Consider the following 20466-nt stretch of genomic DNA (forward strand, 5'->3'; position numbering starts at 1 on the left):
TTTTTATGTATGACTGTACTTTAAGCCTTGGATAGCTTTCCTCGCCACTCACCCCAAAAAACTGTCCGGACTGTTGCTGTCTCAGTAACATGAGTTAGTTGTAGGTTGGGCACTTGGAACGAACCCTACGTTTCACTTCGCCCAACTCTTTGGGGCTAACTGGTGGCTCGCTGCTCTTTTACCTATGTCAAATGCTAGTTGTAGTCCGATCGCGAGTTGCGATCGAACGCCGAATCTGTTTCATCCTTGCCTTTGGGAATCACTTTTTCCAATCCCTTAGCAATTAATGGTAGAAATCCGATAACCAACATTACGCCCAATACGTTAAATATTAATTGAGCGTTGGCGATTTCTCGGGCAACATCTTCGCCTGGCCCAAATAAGCTGGAGAACCATTGGGCGAGCGCCGCCAATTGACTAGCAAATAAAATCCCCAAAGTGGCGGTCGTCAGATTAAATAATAAATGAAAAATGCCCGTTCGTACAGCAGGTCTTTCTCGTCCAATTGTCGCGACTAATGTATCGGCGCAAGTGCCAACTTCCGCTCCTAACATTAAGGCTATCCCAGCAGGAAGTGAAATTAAACCTTGACTAGCTAGGGTAACTATAATAGCAACCGTAGCGGAGGAAGATTGAACTAAAATGGTAAACAAGGCACCAATTCCAGCTCCTAGTAAGGGTTTTTCTCCCAAAGTTTCCATTAACTTAAGAAATGGTTGGTAGGTCTCAAACGGCTCCATTGCGCTTTCAATTTGGTCGAGTCCGAAAAACAGTAAGCCAAAACCCAGCAAAACTAAACCAATATTTTTTAGTCGGTCTGTTTTACCAATAAAAGTTAATAAGAAGCCAATAAACATAACAATTGGCGCGTATTCGTTAATTTTAAAAGCAACGATTTGAGCGCCGATAGTCGTACCAATATTGGAACCTAAAACTACTCCTAGAGACTGAACAAATGTTAGCAATCCGGCACTCACCATCGCAATTGTAATAATAATTGTGACGGATGAAGAATCTAATAAAGTTGTGGCTGCTGCGCCTGTGGCGAGTCCGGCATAGCGATTTGTAGTGAAATGTCCGATAATTTCTTTCATGCGATCGCCCGCAATTGCTTCGAGTCCTTCCGCCATCCGAGTAACACCATATAAAAATAGCACCAATCCCCCGATCGCGCCCATTGTCATTTTAAAAAGCTCTAGTTTTTCCTCTTTTTTATCTTCCCCTTCGCTGGCATTCTTAGCTGGTTGATTCTTCTGCTGTTGCTGTCCTTCACTAGCAGCAGGCGTTGGTTCTACTTCGCTTGAATTGGGCGTTTGAGCTTGGACGCTAACTTCTAAAGATGGGTAAAATAAATTATAACGAGCGCCGATTAAGGGAGGAAAAACAATCAAGATTGTTGCTAAAAAGCTGAGTACCAATAGGTTAAAAAATTTATTCCTTGACTTAATTAAAGACCGCATGAGGTTTCCTCAATTTTTTATTTACTTTAAATTTTTACTAACTGCAAAACATCTACCTAAATAAATAGTTTAAAAAATCGAGAAAAAAGATTATAATTGGTTTATAAACAGGTTAACAAAACTTGCGCAAATCATAAACTAACGGGTGGCTTCTTCCCAAAAAAAACGCATGGCGCCATCAGTAACTAGAGCAAGATTTCGATAATTTAGAGCAAGAATCGAGGTTGAACGAACTGTTTACACTCTTTAAGCTTTAAGTAACCGCTATCAATTAACCGCACCGAAAGGAGGAACTTATTCTGTCAGAAAATCACACGCCGCCAAATATTGACAGTCGGCGCACCAGGAATCGCAGGGCTGATATCAAATCCGGTGGGATCGGAATTATAAGCGTGCGAGCGTGTTAGCGAGCGGGGACGCTCGCACTGATATTATCCAAATATATTACTCCGATGCCGCCGGAAACGATATGACAGGAGCGATCGAAAGAGTTTCACGTCTGTGCGATCGACGACCTGAAATCTGCTGTATGTAGAGGGACGGGAGGGGAAAATATCTAATCTAATAAAGCCCGTCCTCGACGCACAAACGCTATCTGTAGGGTTCCATGCACACCGCACTTACCCTTTATAATCACAAAAAACAAAGCTGATGGAAACTAAACCACCTCTACCGCCCTTTACGTTAGAAACGGCTAAAGCCAAAGTTCAAGCTGCTGAAGATGCCTGGAATACCCGCGATCCAGAACGAGTAGCCTTAGCTTATACGGAAGATTCTCAGTGGCGAAACCGTGCCGAATTCTTCAGCGGACGGGAAGAAATCAAGGCTTTTTTAAGACGAAAATGGGCAAAGGAATTAGATTACCGTTTAAAGAAAGAACTGTGGAGTTTTACAGACAATCGGATTTCTGTTCGCTTCGAGTATGAGTGGCACGATGATTCTGGCTACTGGTATCGCGCCTATGGTAACGAACAGTGGGAATTTGCAGAAAATGGGTTAATGCGAAGACGTGAAGCCAGCATTAATGATGTTCCCATTCAAGAATCTGAACGGAAGTTTCGATAGGATTTATCTGTGAGTTGCGAGACGCATAAACCTATTTTTTTAGGAAAATATGCAGGTTTGTAGTAAGGACTTTGATCATGATTGACTGAACGCCAGAAAGACAAATAAAGTCCTCACTACTAACAAAAGGTTTGTAGTAAGGAATTTAGTCATGATTGAATAAACGCCATAGAAAGGAGTAAAGCCCTCACTACGAACGAAAGACGCCCAATTGCCCAACTCTCCTCAATCGCAAAGCAAACTCGGAGAAGTAAGGACAAAAACATCCCTGGTTCCCACGCCTTCAGATTCCGGTTTAATCGGCGTAGTAAAGTGGAAAAACTCGTGGTCGTTAACTAACAGCAATTCTCCCGGATGCAGAATTTTATTAAAAACAGGCTTCTCTTTTTTAGCCAAGTACAAATGCGTTTCCCCGCCGACAATATTAGTTCTGTCAACCGAGAAAATCCCGATAAAGTCAGTACCGTCTTGGTGAATGCCTTCCGGTGCGGGGTTCCCGAAATTGTGCGGCGAACAAGTCGTCCTGATTTGATGGATGCCGATTTCAGCTTCGGGGTGAATTTTGCAAGAATCGAAAAAAGCAAAAATCATCTGTTTGAAATTATCGAGGGCGATTAGCCGATCGTCCAATTCGGCAAATTCTCGCCTGATATCGCCCACTAGCGGATTGTATGTTTTGCTTTGATACAAATAGCCGTGAGGTAACTTAACTAACTCATTTCCGTTGACTGCAAACCGCGATAATCTTCTCGAACGATACTTACCTTTCACATACGGATCGACAGGCATATCGTCAAAAAAATCCTTGAAACCTTCTAGCTTAATCGAGTTTACTTTTTTGAAAGTAAACATGAAGGCGTAATCCAAATGAATGGATTCTAATACGGTTTTCATAGATTTTTCTCCCTGAAGCCTTGCTCCCCTCCTTAATTTTGCCTTAAGGAGGTGTATGCTTCTACTCTAGCGCAGGTTTTTTGTATGTGTGTAAAAGACACTACGAAAATTGCAAAGATATCGTAAAGACGACGGCTAAGCTCAACAAAATTTATAGGATTAATGCAAAAAAATCGGTTTGTTCCGTCCCAGGGCGCAAGTCCTTTCCGACTAGAGTGCTCGCGTCCCCCCTCGCGAGTGGAGTGCGAGCGGTATCATTATTATCTAACCGGATTCGATCTATTAACTCCGCACTGCTTTGACCAGCGACTGACAGGCCCGCAGGAAAACGGCAACATCGACCCCAAGTGCGACGTACTGAACGCCAGCATCAATCCACTGCTTGGCGATTTCGGGGTTTTCGGCAAAAGTACCCGCGGCTTTGCCTGCTTTGCGGATGGTTTGCACTGCCTCCTGCATCAGGTCGATGACTCGGGGATCGCGGACTTGGCCGGGAATGCCGATCGACTGTGACAGATCGTAAGGCCCTAGAAAAATCACGTCCACCTCTGGCACAGTAACAATTTCTGCTAGGTTGTCGATGCCGCCTTTGCCTTCGACATGAATCACAACTAAAGATTCTTCGTTGAGTTTGTCAGTGATATTTGTACCTGCCGCGGTGTAAAGTCCGGCCCGCGTAGCGAAGGAAAGACCTCGCGTGCCCAGAGGACTGTATTTAGCACTTTTGACAGCGGTTTCAGCATCAATTTTGCTTTCAATTTGAGGTACTTGAACGCCTGCACTGCCGATGTCGAGAGCTCGTTGAATTTGCGGCCCGTCGTTTTTGCGGACGCGAACAATGGGTGCAATTCCGGTGCAGTCGGCCGCGCGACACAAATCTTCAGCAGCAAGCGGGTGCAGGGGCCCGTGTTCCATGTCGATCACGGCGAAATCAAATTCAGCGTGACCGCATATTTCCATGAATGCGGGATAAGCGCAGTTCATAAATAAGCCCAGGACTGTTTCGCCTTGTTTAATTTTTAGTTTGAGTTGGTTTTGACGCATAAATTTGGAGTTTTTTTAACTGCCGATGAATGCCGGTGCACCCAAATTGTTTTTAAGAGTACAGCTAAAACATTGCCGTTACAAATTACTTTAGGTTAAGAGAATCGACAAAAATTTTGTAGCTGCTTTTGCTTCTATTTTAAAAGGAATCAAGCACAAAAGCCAGGCACAAATAAACATTCCTAAGATTGGTAAAAATATTGGTCCCACAGAGGGTTCGACTAACCAAGCAAATAAAGAAAACATTCCAATACTGCCAGTTGTCCACAGCCAAAGAATTATAAATCCTATAACTATTTTATGTAAACTCATCCTAATTTTGATGGAACAACCGAAGGGTTGAGTATGTATATCTCCTTGTATAATTGGAAAAAATAAATAGCGGCCGATGATAATGCGATTAATTTTGAATGTATTGCCAGAAATTGTTCCTTCATAAAGTTTTGCAGGTGGGGGGCCAAAGGGTAGAATAATTCTAAAAAGTTTGGGGAAAGTAACCACTTCGTCCAACCTGCGCAAAACTTCCGAAAAAGTTAAACTTGTGGTAATTGTTAAACTCTCAAAAGGAATGAATGACCTAAAAAATTTGACTATATTGAGCATAAGGTTGAGCCGGCTGTTCAAGAGTTGTGGCTGGTATTAATGCCTCTTATCTAAAAAAGTTGGCCCTGACTGCACCACGACATACCAGTATACTGCAAAATAAACATTTGGATGCGATGAGTGTTTTTCGCTGATGTCAAAATTAATTCCACAATCTCCGATGAAACTTCGACGGTATCTATTTTTGCTCAAAGGTCGATCGATCGTTAGCCTCACCCTCGGCATAATTTCCGCGATTGGGAGCATTTCGCCAGTATTTGCCGCACCTCCCCGCAATCGGGACAGTGCAGAAACTTGCGATATTCTAGTAGCAGGCGGCGGGCTCGCAGGTGCTGCTACGGCTTACGAAGGTTTGCTGGCGGGGCGCACAGTTTGCCTGACTGAAATTACTGACTGGGTAGGCGGTCAAATTTCCTCCCAGGGAACTTCCGCACTCGATGAAAGAGAGACTCAGCGATCGCTCTTATATTACCCCCGCGGCTACCTAGAATTGCGGCGGCGGATCGGGGAACATTACGGCCGGCTAAATCCCGGAGGCTGTTGGGTTAGCTATTCGTGTTTCATGCCCTACGACGGTCACAAAATTCTATTTAACATCTTGCAGGATGCCGCTAAAAAAGGCAAAGGCACGCTGAAATGGTTTCCCAATACAGTTATTAAAGAACTAGCAATTACTCCTGCTGTGGCGGGGAATGCAGTTGGGGGTCAACAAATTAAAAGTGCGATCGCCATTCAACACAAACCGGCCGCCAACACCCCGCCAATCAACACCGAAACTCTTTCTCAGACTATCGAAGATGCCTATCGCTACGAAAATTCGGCGCGATTTAACAAAACTATTATTGAGTTTATTCCCAAACCATCTAACCAGTCAAGTTCAAAACCTAGACCTGCTGATTGGTACGTTGTAGATGCCACCGAAACAGGCGAATTGATCGGACTTGCGGATGTTCCTTACCGCCTCGGAATTGACCCGCGTTCACCTCTCGAACCTTCCTCCCCCAGCCCAAGCGGCGACGCTTACTGCACTCAAGGTTTTACCTACACCTTTGCAATGCAGGCAACGAAGGAACCGCAGCCGCATCAAGCGCCGTCTTTTTATCAACAATACGCTCCTTACTACAGTTACGAATTGCAGAGATTGGCGAGCTTTCCCTTAGTTTTTACCTACCGCCAAATCAGGAGCATGAGACCCGATCGAAAGCGACCTTCAGATCCGAAGCAATTCCCGATTTATCCGGGGGATATTTCGATGCAAAACTGGACTTGGGGCAATGACTATCGTCCCGGTTCTGCCCTGGATAATTTAATTTATTCTCGCGAGCAGTTGCAAGAGTCCGGTCAACTGCAATCAGGGGGATGGATGGGCGGCTTGCGAACGGAAACTTTGCGCAGAGGGGAGGAAAATGCCCAAGGATTTTTCTACTGGCTGGTAACAGGAACTACTGACTCGCAGCTAGGAGAGGGAGTGAAAAAGCCTAATCCAAACAATCGTTTTTTGAGCGGTTTGGATTCGCCGATGGGGACGGTGCACGGACTTTCTAAATATCCTTATATGCGGGAGGGCCGGCGCATTATTGGGCGACCGAGTTTCAATCAGCCTCAAGGTTTTACAGTGTGGGAAGTTGATATGTCTCGCACTGACTTTAAGACTGATTTTTACCGCCAGAATTTGTCGGAGGAAGAGTATCGCAATTTGTGGTTGGTTGTGGGTGGTTTGAACGCGCCCGCTTTGGCCGTGGGAAGTCAATCGGTAGAGGATACAAAATCGCGATCGCGCGCTACGATTTATCCTGATTCTGTGGGTATAGGTCATTATGCGATCGACTTTCACCCCTGCATGACCAACAGCCCGCCGGAAGCACCGGGAAATACCGAACGGGAAGGTACTCGCAAAGCTCAAGGGCAAGCTTATCCCTTCCAAATTCCGCTGCGGGCAATGATTCCCCAGAAAATTGACAATATGTTAGTAGCGGGTAAAAGTATTGCTGTTAGCCACACGGCGGCGGCTGCATATCGAGTGCATTCTTTTGAATGGTCGGCCGGTGCGGCGGCGGGAGTTACGGCTGCTTTTTCCCTAGAAAAGGGGATTATACCTTATGAATTAGTGGACGAATTGCCATCTCGCGAGCCAAACTTAGAAGTGTTGCAGTTGCGGTTGCAGCAAAATAAGAATCCGATCGCCTTTCCGGGTACTTCTATTTTCAATAGTTCGTGGCAAAACTGGAAATAATCGCAGTTGGTAATCTTTAGGGTGTTCTTGTGCCGCGCACCTTACCCTATCAACTGCCGCGGGATGTCGGAAGCAACAGGCGCACTCCGGGCTTCCGACTTGCCCTATGGTTTAACCAACTTTGTTGACTTACCTGTGGTATCTCCAATTATTCCAGAGCCCAATTTTAAACCTCAAGAGGGTAATTGAATAGCCGACTTTTTGTAATCCGGGGGAACGGGAAGCTTTGATGTGCGATCGTCCATAAAAGCTGTTGTGCGGTAAGCATCCTCTAGCCCTTGACTTTATTTTCGCTCCCTGTGTAATGTAAAACCTAATACCATAATTGACACCAATTTTCATCCATCTTTTGACGGAAGCAATCAGCTACTACTTTAGTCCGATAATAGCAATACCATCCCCAAAAACTCATTAGAGCTAGGGTTGGTGCTGCCTGAACCCGCACTGCAAACCAGATATCTTGCACCATCAACGCTGAAGCAGCGCCAAACCCCTTCCAATTCGCCAAAAAAGGTAACGGTCATGTCAACTGCACAGATAACAAAGCCCAATTCAAATAATGGTTATGCCAAACAGTTACTCAGAACCTTAGTAGCTGTCAAAAAAGGAGACTTTTCAGTTCGGATGCCCATAGACCAGACCGGCCTAGCGGGAAAAATTGCTGACGAACTTAACGACATTATCGAGCTCAATGAGAGAATGGCGGCCGAACTCGATCGCATCGGCACAGTGGTCGGTAAAGAAGGCAAAATCGCCCAGCGGGCCACCATCGGCAGCGCCGAGGGGTCATGGTCAGCTAGCGTAAATTCTGTCAATACCCTAATTACAGATTTAGTGCAACCAACCTCTGAAACCGCCAGAGTAATTCGGGCCGTAGCAAAAGGAGATTTATCGCAAACCATCGCCTTAGAAATAGAAGACAGACCCCTCAAAGGAGAATTCCTCCAAACAGCCCAAATTGTCAACACAATGGTAGACCAGTTGAGCTCCTTTGCGTCGGAAGTAACGCGGGTGGCTAGGGAAGTAGGAACCGAAGGCAAATTAGGCGTGCAAGCGGAAGTGCGGGGAGTTGCAGGAACCTGGAAAGATTTAACGGATTCAGTTAACTCGATGGCCGGGAATTTAACAGCCCAAGTCCGCAACATTGCTGACGTGACAACCGCTGTGGCAAATGGCGATTTATCTAAAAAAATTACAGTAGATGTTAAAGGGGAAATTCTCGAACTGAAAAACACGATTAACATCATGGTGGATCAGTTGAGTTCCTTCGCATCTGAAGTAACGCGGGTGGCGAGAGAAGTAGGAACCGAAGGGAAATTAGGCGTGCAAGCGGAAGTGCGGGGAGTAGCAGGAACATGGAAAGATTTAACGGATTCTGTTAACTCGATGGCCGGCAATCTTACCGCACAAGTACGGAATATTGCTGACGTGACGACGGCGGTTGCTAACGGTGACTTATCTAAAAAAATTACAGTAGATGTTAAAGGTGAAATTCTCGAACTGAAAAACACGATTAACATCATGGTGGATCAGTTAAATTCCTTCGCATCTGAAGTAACGCGGGTGGCGAGAGAAGTAGGTTCCGAAGGCAAACTCGGCGGTCAAGCAGAAGTTAAAGGAGTTGCAGGAACTTGGAAGGATTTAACTGATAGCGTTAACTTCATGGCCGGCAGTTTGACAGCACAAGTGCGGAACATCGCTGAAGTGACAACTGCTGTGGCAAAGGGCGATTTATCAAAGAAAATTACCGTCGATGTTAAAGGCGAAATACTTGAACTCAAAAACACTGTCAACACGATGGTTGACCAGTTAAATTCCTTCGCATCTGAAGTAACCAGGGTTGCGAGGGAAGTGGGAACCGAAGGGAAATTAGGCGTACAAGCAGAAGTGCAGGAAGTAGCAGGAACCTGGAAAGATTTAACGGATTCAGTTAACTCAATGGCCGGAAATTTAACAGCACAAGTCCGCAACATTGCTGAAGTGACGACGGCTGTGGCTAACGGTGACTTATCTAAAAAAATTACGGTACAGGTTAAAGGCGAAATTTTAGAACTGAAAAACACTATTAACGTGATGGTGGATCAGCTTAATTCCTTCGCATCTGAAGTAACCAGGGTGGCTAGGGAAGTGGGTTCCGAAGGTAAACTCGGCGGTCAAGCGGATGTCCGAGGCGTAGCAGGAACTTGGAAGGATTTAACGGATTCAGTTAATTTTATGGCGGGTAGTTTGACGGAGCAAGTACGGAATATTGCTGCTGTTACGACGGCTGTGGCAAATGGCGATTTATCAAAGAAGATTACAGTCGATGTTAAAGGTGAAATTCTGGAGTTAAAAAACACTGTCAACACGATGGTGGATCAGTTAAATTCTTTCGCGTCTGAAGTAACTAGGGTTGCGAGGGAAGTGGGAACGGAAGGGAAGTTAGGCGTGCAAGCTGAAGTTAAAGGAGTTGCCGGAACCTGGAAGGATTTAACGGATTCAGTTAACTCGATGGCGGGTAATCTTACCGCCCAAGTGCGGAACATTGCGGAAGTGACAACCGCTGTGGCAAATGGCGATTTATCGAAGAAAATTACCGTTGATGTTAAAGGCGAAATTCTCGAACTGAAAAACACGATTAACATCATGGTGGATCAGTTGAGCTCCTTCGCATCTGAAGTAACCAGAGTTGCTAGGGAAGTGGGAACGGAAGGTAAATTAGGTGTGCAAGCTTACGTGCGGGGTGTAGGGGGAACTTGGAAAGATTTAACCGATAATGTTAACTTGATGGCGGGGAATTTGACGGCGCAGGTGCGGAATATTGCGGAAGTGACGAAAGCGGTGGCAAATGGTGATTTATCGAAGAAAATTACCGTTGATGTCAAAGGCGAAATTCTCGAACTGAAAGACACTATTAACGTGATGGTGGATCAGCTTAATTCCTTTGCTTCTGAGGTAACGCGGGTGGCGCGGGAGGTGGGAACTGAGGGTAAATTGGGCGGTCAAGCTGAGGTGAAAGGAGTTGCGGGAACTTGGAAAGATTTAACCGACAATGTAAACTCGATGGCGGGAAATTTGACAGCGCAAGTGCGGGGTATTGCTAAAGTTGTGACGGCGGTGGCGAATGGCGATTTGAAGCGTAAATTAATGCTGGAAGCTAAGGGAGAAATTGCGACTCTGGCAGATACGATTAACGAGATGATCGACACGCTGGCGACGTTTGCGGATCAAGTTAGTACGGTGGCGCGAGAGGTGGGAATTGAAGGGAAGTTAGGCGGTCAGGCGAAGGTTCCGGGGGCGGCGGGAACCTGGCGAGATTTGACGGATAACGTGAATGAATTGGCGGCGAATTTGACAACTCAGGTGCGCGCGATCGCCGAAGTGGCAATTGGTGTTACTAAAGGCGATTTAACGAGGTCAATTTCCGTCGCTGCTGAAGGAGAAGTGGCGATCGTCAAGGACAACATCAACCAGATGATTGCCAATCTCCGGGAGACAACGCAGAAGAATACCGAGCAAGATTGGCTCAAGACTAACCTCGCTAAGTTCACTCGAATGCTGCAAGGTCAGCGAGATTTAGAGACTGTTTCTAAATTAATTTTATCAGAACTAACGCCACTGGTTTCTGCTCAGCATGGCGTCTTCTTTATGATGGAAACTGTAGAACACGACCCCTTCCTCAAACTGTTAAGTACCTACGCCTACCGGGAACGTAAAAGCTTAGGAAATAAATTCCATTTAGGCGAAGGTCTGGTCGGACAGTGCGCCCTGGAAAAGGAACGAATACTGTTGACAGAAGTGCCGGACAACTACGTTAAAATTAGCTCGGGTCTGGGAGAATCTACGCCGCTGAATGTCGTGGTTTTACCTGTACTGTTTGAAGGGCAGGTGACAGCGGTAATTGAGCTAGCTTCGTTCCGGCGCTTCAGCGAAATTCACTTAACATTCCTCGACCAACTCACGGAAAGTATCGCCATTGTTTTAAATACAATTGCGGCGAGTATGCGGACGGAAGAGTTGCTGAAACAGTCGCAATCTTTGGCAGAAGAGTTGCAAGCTCAGCAAAAGGAACTAACGGAAACTAACAAGCGGCTAGAACAGCAAGCGCAGTTGCAGCAGACGAATGAGGAACTGCTGAAGAAGCAGCAGGAAGAGTTGCAACAAACGAATGAAGAACTAGAAGAACAAGCTGAATTGCTAGCGCTACAAAATAAGGAAGTTGAGCGGAAAAACCGAGATATCGAACAGGCGAGGGGGTTATTGGAAGAAAGAGCCGAACAGTTGGCTTTAACTTCTAAGTATAAGTCGGAGTTTCTGGCAAATATGTCTCACGAGTTGCGAACTCCGCTGAATTCGCTGTTGATTCTCGCTCGATTGCTTTCTGACAATACAGAAGGAAATTTGACTCTGAAGCAAGTTGAATACACGCGCACAATTTACTCGGCGGGAACAGATTTGTTAGGGCTGATTAATGACATCTTGGATCTCGCTAAGATTGAATCAGGCACGATGTCGGTGGAAATTGAGCAAGTGTTGTTTGCCGACTTGCGAGATCATTTGGATCGAACTTTCCGCCAAATCGCCCAGGATAAGAAGTTGAGTTTTCAAATCGAGCTTGAGGGTGGCTTGCCAAAAGGTCTCTATACTGATGCTAAACGGCTGCAACAAGTTTTGAAGAATCTGCTCTCTAATGCGTTTAAGTTTACAGAGCGGGGTGAGGTGAAATTGCGTGTCGAAGTAGCGCGGGAAGGGTGGAGTTTAGAGATAGAAAGTTTAAGGAGTTCCCCTACTGTTTTGGCTTTCTCAGTTAGCGATACGGGAATTGGGATTTCTGCTGAAAAACATAGGGTTATTTTTGAGGCTTTCCAACAAGCTGATGGTAGCACTAGCCGCAAATACGGGGGTACGGGTTTGGGTTTGTCAATTAGTAGAGAAATCGCTAATCTATTAGGCGGAGAAATTAAATTGACAAGCCGCCCGGGTGAGGGTAGCAAGTTCACGCTTTATCTGCCCCAAACTTACCAAGAATCGCGAATAATCAATGAGGGAGAATCGGGAACGGGCAAGCAAATGGCTCAATTGCCGGCTGCTATTTCTTCAGCAGTTCCTGCGCCGAATTTCCACTTGCCGATCGCCCCTTATCCATCACCTATGATCGCTGATGACCGGGAAAATGTCGAGCTGGGCGATCGCGTGCTGTTGATTATTGAAGATGACGTGAACTTCGCTCGCATTCTTTTAGATATGGCGCGGGATCAGGGTTTTAAAGGTTTAGTGGCTTTGCGGAGCGATATCGGTTTGGCGATGGCGCGAGAGTTCAAGCCAACTGCGATTATGCTGGATCTCAATTTGCCTGTGATGGATGGCTGGACAGTGCTGGATCGCTTAAAGCACGATCCGAATACGCGCCACATTCCGGTTCACATTGTATCAGTTGAAGAAGGGCGGCAGCGCAGTTTGCAGTTAGGGGCGATCGCCTATTTGCAAAAACCTGTTAGCAGCGAAGCTCTAAGCAAAGCTTTGACTGATATTAAGGGTTTTGTGGATCGGCGAGTCAAGAATCTGCTAGTTGTAGAAGACGACGAAACACAACGTCTCAGCATTGTGGATTTAATCGGCAATCACGATGTTGTAACGACGGCTGTGGGGAGCGGTGCAGAGGCGCTAGAAACTTTGCTATCAGGGCATTTTGACTGCATTGTACTCGATTTGGGACTGCCAGATATGACTGGTTTTGAACTGATCGAGCAGATCAAGAAAGATGCAACTTTAAAAAGTCTGCCGATTATTGTTTATACAGGAAAAGAGTTGACGAGAGCCGAAGAAACTCAACTTAAGCGCATGGCTGAAACAATAATTGTTAAAGATGTGCGATCGCCGGAACGTTTGTTAGATGAAACAGCTTTGTTCCTGCACCGAGTTCAAGCAGATTTGCCGGAACCGAAGCGCCAAATGCTCGAGCATTTGTATCAAACTGATTCGACGCTCGCGGGCAAAAAAGTCTTGATTGTTGACGACGATATGCGGAATATTTTCGCGCTGACGAGTATGCTGGAGCGCCATCAAATGGAAATTGTGTTTGCTGAAAACGGCAGACAGGGCATTGATACATTGCAAAATACGCCTGGTATAAATATTGTGTTGATGGACGTGATGATGCCAGAGATGGACGGTTACGAAACAATGCAAGCAATTCGCAATATGCCTCAATTCGCTTCCCTGCCCATGATTGCTCTTACTGCCAAAGCTATGAAGGGCGATCGGGAAAAATGTATCGAAGCTGGCGCTTCTGACTACATTACCAAACCTGTTGATACCGAACAGTTGCTCTCGCTGCTGCGTGTTTGGCTTTATCGATAATGGAAAGAAGGAAGAAGGAAGAAGGAAGAAGGAAGAAGGAAGAAGGAAAAAAGAGCAATTATGAAACAACCAATTCCCAAGTCCCAATAATTCGGCTACGCTCGCGTACAAGTTCCCAAGTCCCAATAACCAAGTCCCAATTCCCAATAAATAATTGAAAATGCCCCCAAGTCATGAACTTGAAACAATCGAAATTCAACTCCTACTAGAGGGAATGTTTCGCTATTACGGATTTGATTTTCGCAATTATGCTCTGGCCTCTCTCAAGCGCCGCATTTGGAAAACTATTCGCTCGGAACACCTTACCAGTGTCTCGGCCCTTCAGGAAAAGGTACTCCACCATCCGGACTACCTAGACCGTTTCCTGGTGGACATTTCTGTCAATGTAACGGCGATGTTTCGCGATCCCAGCTTTTACATTAGTTTCAGAAATAAAGTTGTTCCCCTGCTGCGTACTTATCCTTTTATTCGGATTTGGCACGCTGGATGTTCAACGGGCGAAGAAGTCTATTCTATGGCAATCTTGCTGCAAGAAGAAGGACTTTATGACCGCTGTAGGATTTACGCTACTGATATGAATGAATTAGTGTTGAAAACAGCAAAAACAGGTATCTTTCCCCTGAGACAAATGCAAGAATATACGCAACTCTACCACCAAGCAGGGGGTAAAAAAGCGTTTTCTGAGTATTACACTGCTGCTTATGAAAATGCAATTTTTCGCTCTTCTCTGAAAGATAACATTGTCTTTGCTCACCACAACTTGGCAACGGATACTTCTTTTAATGAGTTTAATGTAATCTTGTGCCGGAATGTGCTGATTTATTTCAATTCATCCCTCCAAGATCGGGTACACAAGCTTTTTTATGACAGCCTAGCGATGTTTGGAGTTTTAGGGCTCGGACATCAGGAGTCTCTAAATTTTACAGTTTATGAAAAACACTATGAAGCAATTGAACGTAGTGATAAACTCTACCGCCGAATTAAATAAACAAAAGTTTGAAATAGTGGTTGTTGGCACCTCTTTGGGAGGGCTACAGGCTCTGACTGTGCTGTTGGCAAACTTGCCGCAAAGCTTTCCTTTGCCTGTAGTTATTGTCCAACACCGCCATAAGAGTTCTCAGGATAGGCTTAGTGATTTTTTACAAAAGCAAAGTTCTCTCCAAATTACAGAGGCAGAAGACAAAGAGCCGATCGCCCCAGGACGGGTTTATTTGGCTCCTGCTGACTATCACTTGCTCATAGAATCGCCCCGCGAGTGGAAGCAGAGCGTGTCTGAAAACGACTTTACAAGTTGGGGGAGGGTTGCATTGGAGCCAATGCACAATTCAAAATCACCAATCGTCTGCCGCGGAACTGCTACATTTGCACTATCAACTGAGGGCCCTGTGTGTTATGCGCGGCCCTCAATCGATGTGCTGTTTGAGTCTGCTGCGGATGCCTTTGGGGAGAAAGTTATCGGGATAATTTTAACGGGAGCTAATTCTGATGGCAGTGAAGGGCTGGCCAAAATTAAAGCTGAGGGAGGATTGACATTTGTGGAGGAACCGGCCTCTGCTCTCTGCCGAACCATGCCGGCCTCCGCGATCGCAAATGTTGAAGTAGACTGGATTTTACCCCTCTCTAAAATTGCTCCCTGTTTAGTCAAGTTGCTAAGAATTAAAGATTAAAAAATTTATGAATGTGCAGCTCCCCGATCGAGTAAATGTCCTTTTAGTTGACGATCGCCCAGAAAATTTGGTCGCTCTAGAAGCTATCCTCAACAGCCCCTCTTATAATCTAGTACAAGCTAATTCGGGCGCAGAAGCTCTGAGATGTCTGCTTAATGAAGATTTTGCGGTAATTTTGCTTGATGTGCAGATGCCGGGAATGGATGGATTTGAGACAGCAACATTGATCCGCTCTAGAGATCGATCGCGATCGACTCCGATTATTTTTATCACAGCATTCAGCAGTAATGACACCCACGTGTTTAAAGGTTATTCTTTGGGTGCGGTTGATTACCTCTTCAAACCCTTGGAACCGGAAATATTGACATCTAAGGTGCAGGTATTTGTGGAATTGTTCCAAAAAACAGTCGAAGTGAAGCAGCAAGCAACACAGTTAGCTGCTGTTAATAGTGAACTAACTAAAAGTGAAGAGCGGTTTCGCACTTTGTGTGCTTGTTCGCCGCTGGGAATTTACTTAGCTGACGTTGAAGGCCGCTGTACTTACATGAATCCCCGCTGTCAAGCGATTTCCGGTTTAATTTTGGAGTCAAGTTTGGCAGAGGTTTGGCAGCGATCGGTTCATCCAGACGATCGCGATCGCGTAGTAGCAAATTTGTCAGCATGGATAGAAGAAGGGCAGGAATATTCTAACGAGTTTCGATTAGCTGTTAGCGAAACAGTGCGTTGGATTCACGTGCAGTCGTCGCCAATGTTTTCGGATTTGGGAAAACTGATCGGTCACGTGGGCACGGTGAGAGATGTCACTCACCGCAAGCAAGCAGAGGAAGAACGCGGCAGACTAATCCGCGAACAAGTGGCGCGGCAGGAAGCTGAGAGAGCTAACCAGATGAAGGATGAATTTCTCGCCATTCTTTCTCACGAACTCCGCACTCCTTTAAATGCAATTCTCGGCTGGTCTAGGCTGCTTCGCGCGAAAAAATTTGACGGAGAAACTATTGATAAAGCGCTAGAAACAATAGAGCGCAATGCTAAATCTCAAGCTCAACTTATAGAAGATATTTTAGATGTTTCGCGAATTCTGCGAGGGAAACTAAATTTAAATAAGCATCCGATTCGGTTGGAATCTGTGATCGAGCTGGCAATTGATTCTTTGCGGCCGCTGGCTGAGGAAAAATCAATACTCCTAGAATTAACGTACAGTCCAAATGTAGGTGAAGTTATCGGCGATTTCGATCGCTTGCAGCAAATTGTGTGGAATTTGCTGTCAAATGCGATTAAGTTTACTCCCCAAGACGGTAAAGTAGAGGTGCGGTTGGAGTCAGTTGGGGATGAGGCTCAAATTCAGATAATTGATAGCGGCATTGGTATCGATCCTGATTTTTTGCCTTATGTTTTCGATCGCTTCCGCCAAGCTGATAGCAGCACAACTAGGTCTTACGGGGGATTGGGACTGGGATTGGCGATCGTCCGTCACTTGGTGGAACAGCACGGCGGTAAGGTCGATGCAGAAAATAATCCGGGCGAGGGTGCGAAATTTACGGTGGCTCTACCTCTTGCACAGAGGAACCCCCGAGGTGCAGAGGATGGTTGGTCGCAGCTCAATGAGCCGGCAGAGGCTCCCCCAGCTCTGGTTAATTTGCAGTTGCTGGTGGTGGATGATGACGATGACACGCGGGAGTTTTTGATTGCTTTACTGGAGGAGGAAGGAGCTATGGTGCGATCGGCCGCATCGGTGGCCGAGGCTCTAGCTGCACTGGAGAGTTTTTGGCCGGATGTGCTGCTGAGCGACATTGGAATGCCCGGATCGGACGGCTACGAGTTGATCGCGCGGGTGAGAGAAATGGAAGCGCTCAGGGGTAGAAAGATGCCTGCGATCGCCCTGACGGCCTACGCCAGAGAGTCCGAGCGCCAGCAAGCGCTGCAAGCTGGTTTCCAGATGCACTTATGTAAACCAGTTGAGGTAACTGAGTTAATTGCCGGAATTGCTAACCTCGCAGGAATACTCGAAAATCCCGAGCCGACGGACTCGGCGGTTGAAACCGCTTTTCTGACCCCCCAATCCCGTGCCGATTACTGATAATAATATTAAGCTAGTTTAAAGGATAAGCGATCGACAGTTCGGAACAAGGCACCCGTTTTTCCCCAAAAAGCCGGATATTTGCTGTTTTTTTGCTTCAACCTGCCGTCAAAGTACAAAATTACCCGCCAATCAATACATGAATATTTTTAGCAGTCTGCTTTCTGGGCCAACTCAAGCACCCCAAGTCAAAAAACAGCGTCGAGGCATTGAAATTAAGTCGGAACGCGAAATCGAAATTATGCGGCAGGCCGCGAAAATCGTGGCAACGGTACTCAAAGAAATTTCCCAAATGGTGAAACCGGGAATGACTACTGCTGATTTAGATGCTTATGCGGAAAAACGCATCCGTTCTATGGGTGCAACTCCGAGTTTTAAAGGCTATCAAGGTTTTCCCGGCTCGATTTGCTCTAGCATTAATAACGAAGTTGTTCACGGCATTCCCAGCGCCAAAAAGGTAATTCGGGCAGGAGATGTTCTCAAGGTAGATACTGGGGCATATTATCAAGGTTTTCACGGCGATTCTTGCATCACGATCGCAGTTGTGGAAGTGACTCCAGAATCTGCAAAATTAATCCGAGTCGCAGAAGAAGCTCTCTACAAAGGCATCGAACAAGTGAAAGCTGGAGCGTATTTGCTCGATCTGGCTGGTGCGATCGAAGATCATGTCAAAAGCAACGGTTTTTGCATCGTTGAGGATTTTACCGGCCACGGTGTCGGGCGAAATTTGCACGAGGAACCGTCGGTTTTCAATTTCCGCACCCGCGAAATGCCGAACGTGAAATTGCGATCGGGGATGACATTGGCGATCGAACCGATTCTGAATGCGGGTTCTAAGTACACTCGGACGCTTTCTGACAAGTGGACTGTTGTAACGGTTGACAATGCTATGTCGGCTCAGTTTGAGCATACTGTGTTGGTGACGGAAACAGGCTATGAAATTTTGACCGATCGTTCAAAAGTTTAAGTTGAAGGGTTCAAGAATAATTTTGAGTTTTGAGTTTTGAGTTTTGAATTAAAGATGTAATAAATTTTTAATCGTTAGATCAAAACACAACTCAAAACTCTAGAGTTTAACCACAATTTTTTGAGATCCTTCGAGAGATGGAGTGACAATAAGAGTTAAATGCGGCTAAATTAAAAGATACTGGTAAAGCGTAAGGGTAAGAGATATGTCAGCACGATTATTATTGGTAGACGATGAACCGGGCTTGCGGGAAGCGGTACAAGCTTATTTGGAAGATAGCGATTTTGCGGTTGAGGTTGCCAGTAATGCTCGGGATGGGTGGGAACTCTTGCAGCAGCACAATCCGGATTTGGTGATTTCAGACATTATGATGCCGCAGGTGGACGGTTATCAGTTTCTCAAGCAAGTGCGGGAAGATCCTCGCTATAAGGCTTTGCCGGTGGTATTTTTAACTGCTAAGGGGATGACGAGCGATCGCATTCAGGGCTATCAAGCAGGCTGCGATGCTTATCTTTCTAAGCCCTTCGATCCCGACGAGTTAGTAGCAATTGTAACGAATTTGCTGGCCCGCCGCGCGGCTGCTAAGGAGACGGGCGAAAGTGCTGAAAGTCCCGATATTGCTGCTTTGACAAGCCAAATGGCGAGAATTGAGTCTTTGCTGAGCGGGCGGAGTTCGATCGCCCAAAGTCCTTCGCCAATTAAAATTGATTTGACTCCGCGAGAACAAAGTGTTTTGGATTTGGTTGCTCAAGGTTTGATGAATAAGGAAATTGCCCGCCGCTTGGAAACTAGCGTGCGTAATGTGGAAAAGTACGTCAGCCGTTTGTTTAGCAAGACGGGTACTAACAGCCGTACTGAGTTGGTTCGCTTCGCTCTCGAACACGGCTTGACTAAGTAGAAGCCCTATCGACTTTGCTGGAGGCTCTGTTTCGCCGCTCTGCGTTACCAGGCTCTTCCCATTGGTGACAACATAAGCTTCTAGTCAGCCAAGGAATGAATTCGACGGGGTTAATAGCTAAAGTCCTCGTTATGAGGACTAATGAGTTCTTCAGTCCTCATAGCGAGGACTTTAGCTTTGAGACAGGGGTTTCAACAAGAGCCGGACTATCGGTTTGACGTTAAGTTGTCAGGAATGAGCTCTTCCTGGTAACGAGAATTATGCAAAAAATTAAAAATGTTAAGATATAAATATTGACAGATCTTCGGTGGCTGTGGTATGTCACATCAGCTTGCTGGTGGCAGCGCGGGGTGCGAAGAGTGGTGTGCGATTCCCTACGGGATAGCTACGCACGCGCGGACTTCGCACTGCTTTGAGTCTGAGATGAACACTCGCAAAGGCTGGGGAATTACTTAACGGGAAAACCTGACTGTTTAAGAGTTTTCACGTAGTAAATAGAAAGGCAAACAGTTGACCGGATACCCTCCGTAAAGCACACTTGTAGCGAAGTGTCACAGATGAGGTTATATTTTCTCAGAAAAGAAACCACTATTCATTAATGACAGCGCAGGAAAGTAGCGGCGGATGTTGAATTTATAGCACTACCCAAGTTTAGTTTATACCAGGAGGATAGCATGAGGAAAATCACGGCGCGACAAACGATAAGTGCCATAGTAGCACTGCCGATCGTACTAATGGCCAATACAACTCAAGCTTTTGCCGCTGATACCAGTCAGAAAATAGAGCCAATTAAGAAAGTATCGGATTTGGGCGATGAACTTGATTTTGATATTGGCGCACCAATAACAATCAGCATTGAAGAAAGCGAGGATTGGGATGAACCTGATTTTGCAGCTACTTTAGATATGGAGATTAGTAAATTTATGACAAACAATCTTCAAGCTGTAATTGATGAGCCGCCGCCGGTAGTTTATCTCAGTGCGGCGAGGGGTCAGTCAAGCAAGGAATGCCGCATTTCAGCGATATGCGAATAACTGAATCGGATTTGCGCCATTTGGGCGATGGCTGGGAACCCCGCAAACTACGACTCTTTGGCTGGGTACAATTTGAGCCATCATCAAGATTTCTGTAAAATCCGGTTGATTTTGCTGAGAATATGCGAATAACAGAGTATGTATTTTTTGGGTATGCTTTAATTTGAGCCGCTACAACAATAAGT

15 protein-coding genes are annotated in these 20466 nt (G+C 45.9%); 10 read left to right on the forward strand and 5 right to left on the reverse strand.

Going from position 1 to position 20466, the window contains the following annotated elements:
- Positions 1-194: 194 nt before the first annotated feature.
- Positions 195-1460, reverse strand: coding sequence for a Na/Pi symporter (locus QUA13_RS24680; RefSeq protein WP_333202815.1), 1266 nt, complete (start codon positions 1458-1460; stop codon positions 195-197).
- 651 nt (positions 1461-2111) lie between these two features.
- Here QUA13_RS24680 and QUA13_RS24685 point away from each other — a divergent pair.
- Entirely contained in the window at positions 2112-2525 is a 414-nt protein-coding gene (locus tag QUA13_RS24685) for a nuclear transport factor 2 family protein (protein WP_190657739.1), read from the forward strand.
- Between the two features lie 225 nt (positions 2526-2750).
- Here the strand turns inward: QUA13_RS24685 and QUA13_RS24690 are convergent, their stop codons facing one another.
- The 3 genes from QUA13_RS24690 to QUA13_RS24700 all read right to left on the reverse strand — a co-directional run bounded on the left by QUA13_RS24690 (position 2751) and on the right by QUA13_RS24700 (position 5066).
- Positions 2751-3419 (reverse strand): 2OG-Fe dioxygenase family protein, encoded by a 669-nt coding sequence (locus QUA13_RS24690; RefSeq protein ID WP_333202817.1) that lies wholly within the window; start codon positions 3417-3419, stop codon positions 2751-2753.
- A 282-nt stretch (positions 3420-3701) separates the two neighbouring features.
- On the reverse strand, positions 3702-4463 hold the full coding sequence (locus tag QUA13_RS24695) for an aldolase/citrate lyase family protein (protein WP_333202819.1): 762 nt from the start codon (positions 4461-4463) through the stop codon (positions 3702-3704).
- A 90-nt stretch (positions 4464-4553) separates the two neighbouring features.
- Positions 4554-5066, reverse strand: coding sequence for a hypothetical protein (locus QUA13_RS24700; RefSeq protein WP_172190450.1), 513 nt, complete (start codon positions 5064-5066; stop codon positions 4554-4556).
- Between the two features lie 160 nt (positions 5067-5226).
- Here QUA13_RS24700 and QUA13_RS24705 point away from each other — a divergent pair, with 160 nt between their 5' ends.
- Entirely contained in the window at positions 5227-7299 is a 2073-nt protein-coding gene (locus QUA13_RS24705; protein WP_333202821.1) for an FAD-dependent oxidoreductase, read from the forward strand.
- Between the two features lie 374 nt (positions 7300-7673).
- Here QUA13_RS24705 and QUA13_RS24710 read toward each other — a convergent pair whose 3' ends face one another.
- Positions 7674-7823 (reverse strand): hypothetical protein, encoded by a 150-nt coding sequence (locus tag QUA13_RS24710; protein WP_333202823.1) that lies wholly within the window; start codon positions 7821-7823, stop codon positions 7674-7676.
- On the opposite strand from QUA13_RS24710, the gene QUA13_RS24715 reads away from it, so the two are divergent.
- The 8 genes from QUA13_RS24715 to QUA13_RS24750 all read left to right on the forward strand — a co-directional run bounded on the left by QUA13_RS24715 (position 7822) and on the right by QUA13_RS24750 (position 20281).
- Entirely contained in the window at positions 7822-13638 is a 5817-nt protein-coding gene (locus tag QUA13_RS24715; protein WP_333202825.1) for a HAMP domain-containing protein, read from the forward strand. The two genes, QUA13_RS24710 and QUA13_RS24715, sit on opposite strands and share 2 nt — an antisense overlap.
- 160 nt (positions 13639-13798) lie before the next feature.
- Entirely contained in the window at positions 13799-14626 is an 828-nt protein-coding gene (locus QUA13_RS24720) for a protein-glutamate O-methyltransferase CheR (protein ID WP_333202827.1), read from the forward strand.
- Complete coding sequence (locus QUA13_RS24725) at positions 14598-15305, forward strand: chemotaxis protein CheB (protein ID WP_333202829.1); 708 nt, start codon at positions 14598-14600, stop codon at positions 15303-15305. Before QUA13_RS24720 ends, QUA13_RS24725 begins: the two co-directional genes overlap by 29 nt.
- Before the next feature lie 7 nt (positions 15306-15312).
- On the forward strand, positions 15313-17382 hold the full coding sequence (locus QUA13_RS24730; RefSeq protein ID WP_333202831.1) for a response regulator: 2070 nt from the start codon (positions 15313-15315) through the stop codon (positions 17380-17382).
- Between the two features lie 139 nt (positions 17383-17521).
- Positions 17522-18349: a type I methionyl aminopeptidase gene (gene map / locus QUA13_RS24735; protein WP_172190443.1), complete on the forward strand. Its 828-nt coding sequence runs from the start codon at positions 17522-17524 to the stop codon at positions 18347-18349.
- Positions 18350-18554: 205 nt separating this feature from the next.
- On the forward strand, positions 18555-19247 hold the full coding sequence (locus QUA13_RS24740) for a response regulator transcription factor (RefSeq protein ID WP_172190442.1): 693 nt from the start codon (positions 18555-18557) through the stop codon (positions 19245-19247).
- A gap of 318 nt (positions 19248-19565) precedes the next feature.
- Positions 19566-19703 (forward strand): hypothetical protein, encoded by a 138-nt coding sequence (locus QUA13_RS24745; protein WP_333202834.1) that lies wholly within the window; start codon positions 19566-19568, stop codon positions 19701-19703.
- 218 nt (positions 19704-19921) lie between these two features.
- Complete coding sequence (locus tag QUA13_RS24750; RefSeq protein WP_172188516.1) at positions 19922-20281, forward strand: hypothetical protein; 360 nt, start codon at positions 19922-19924, stop codon at positions 20279-20281.
- Positions 20282-20466 lie beyond the last annotated feature (185 nt).

Origin of the sequence: Microcoleus sp. S28C3 (genome assembly GCF_036700785.1) — a bacterium.
GTDB lineage: Bacteria > Cyanobacteriota > Cyanobacteriia > Cyanobacteriales > Microcoleaceae > Microcoleus > Microcoleus asticus.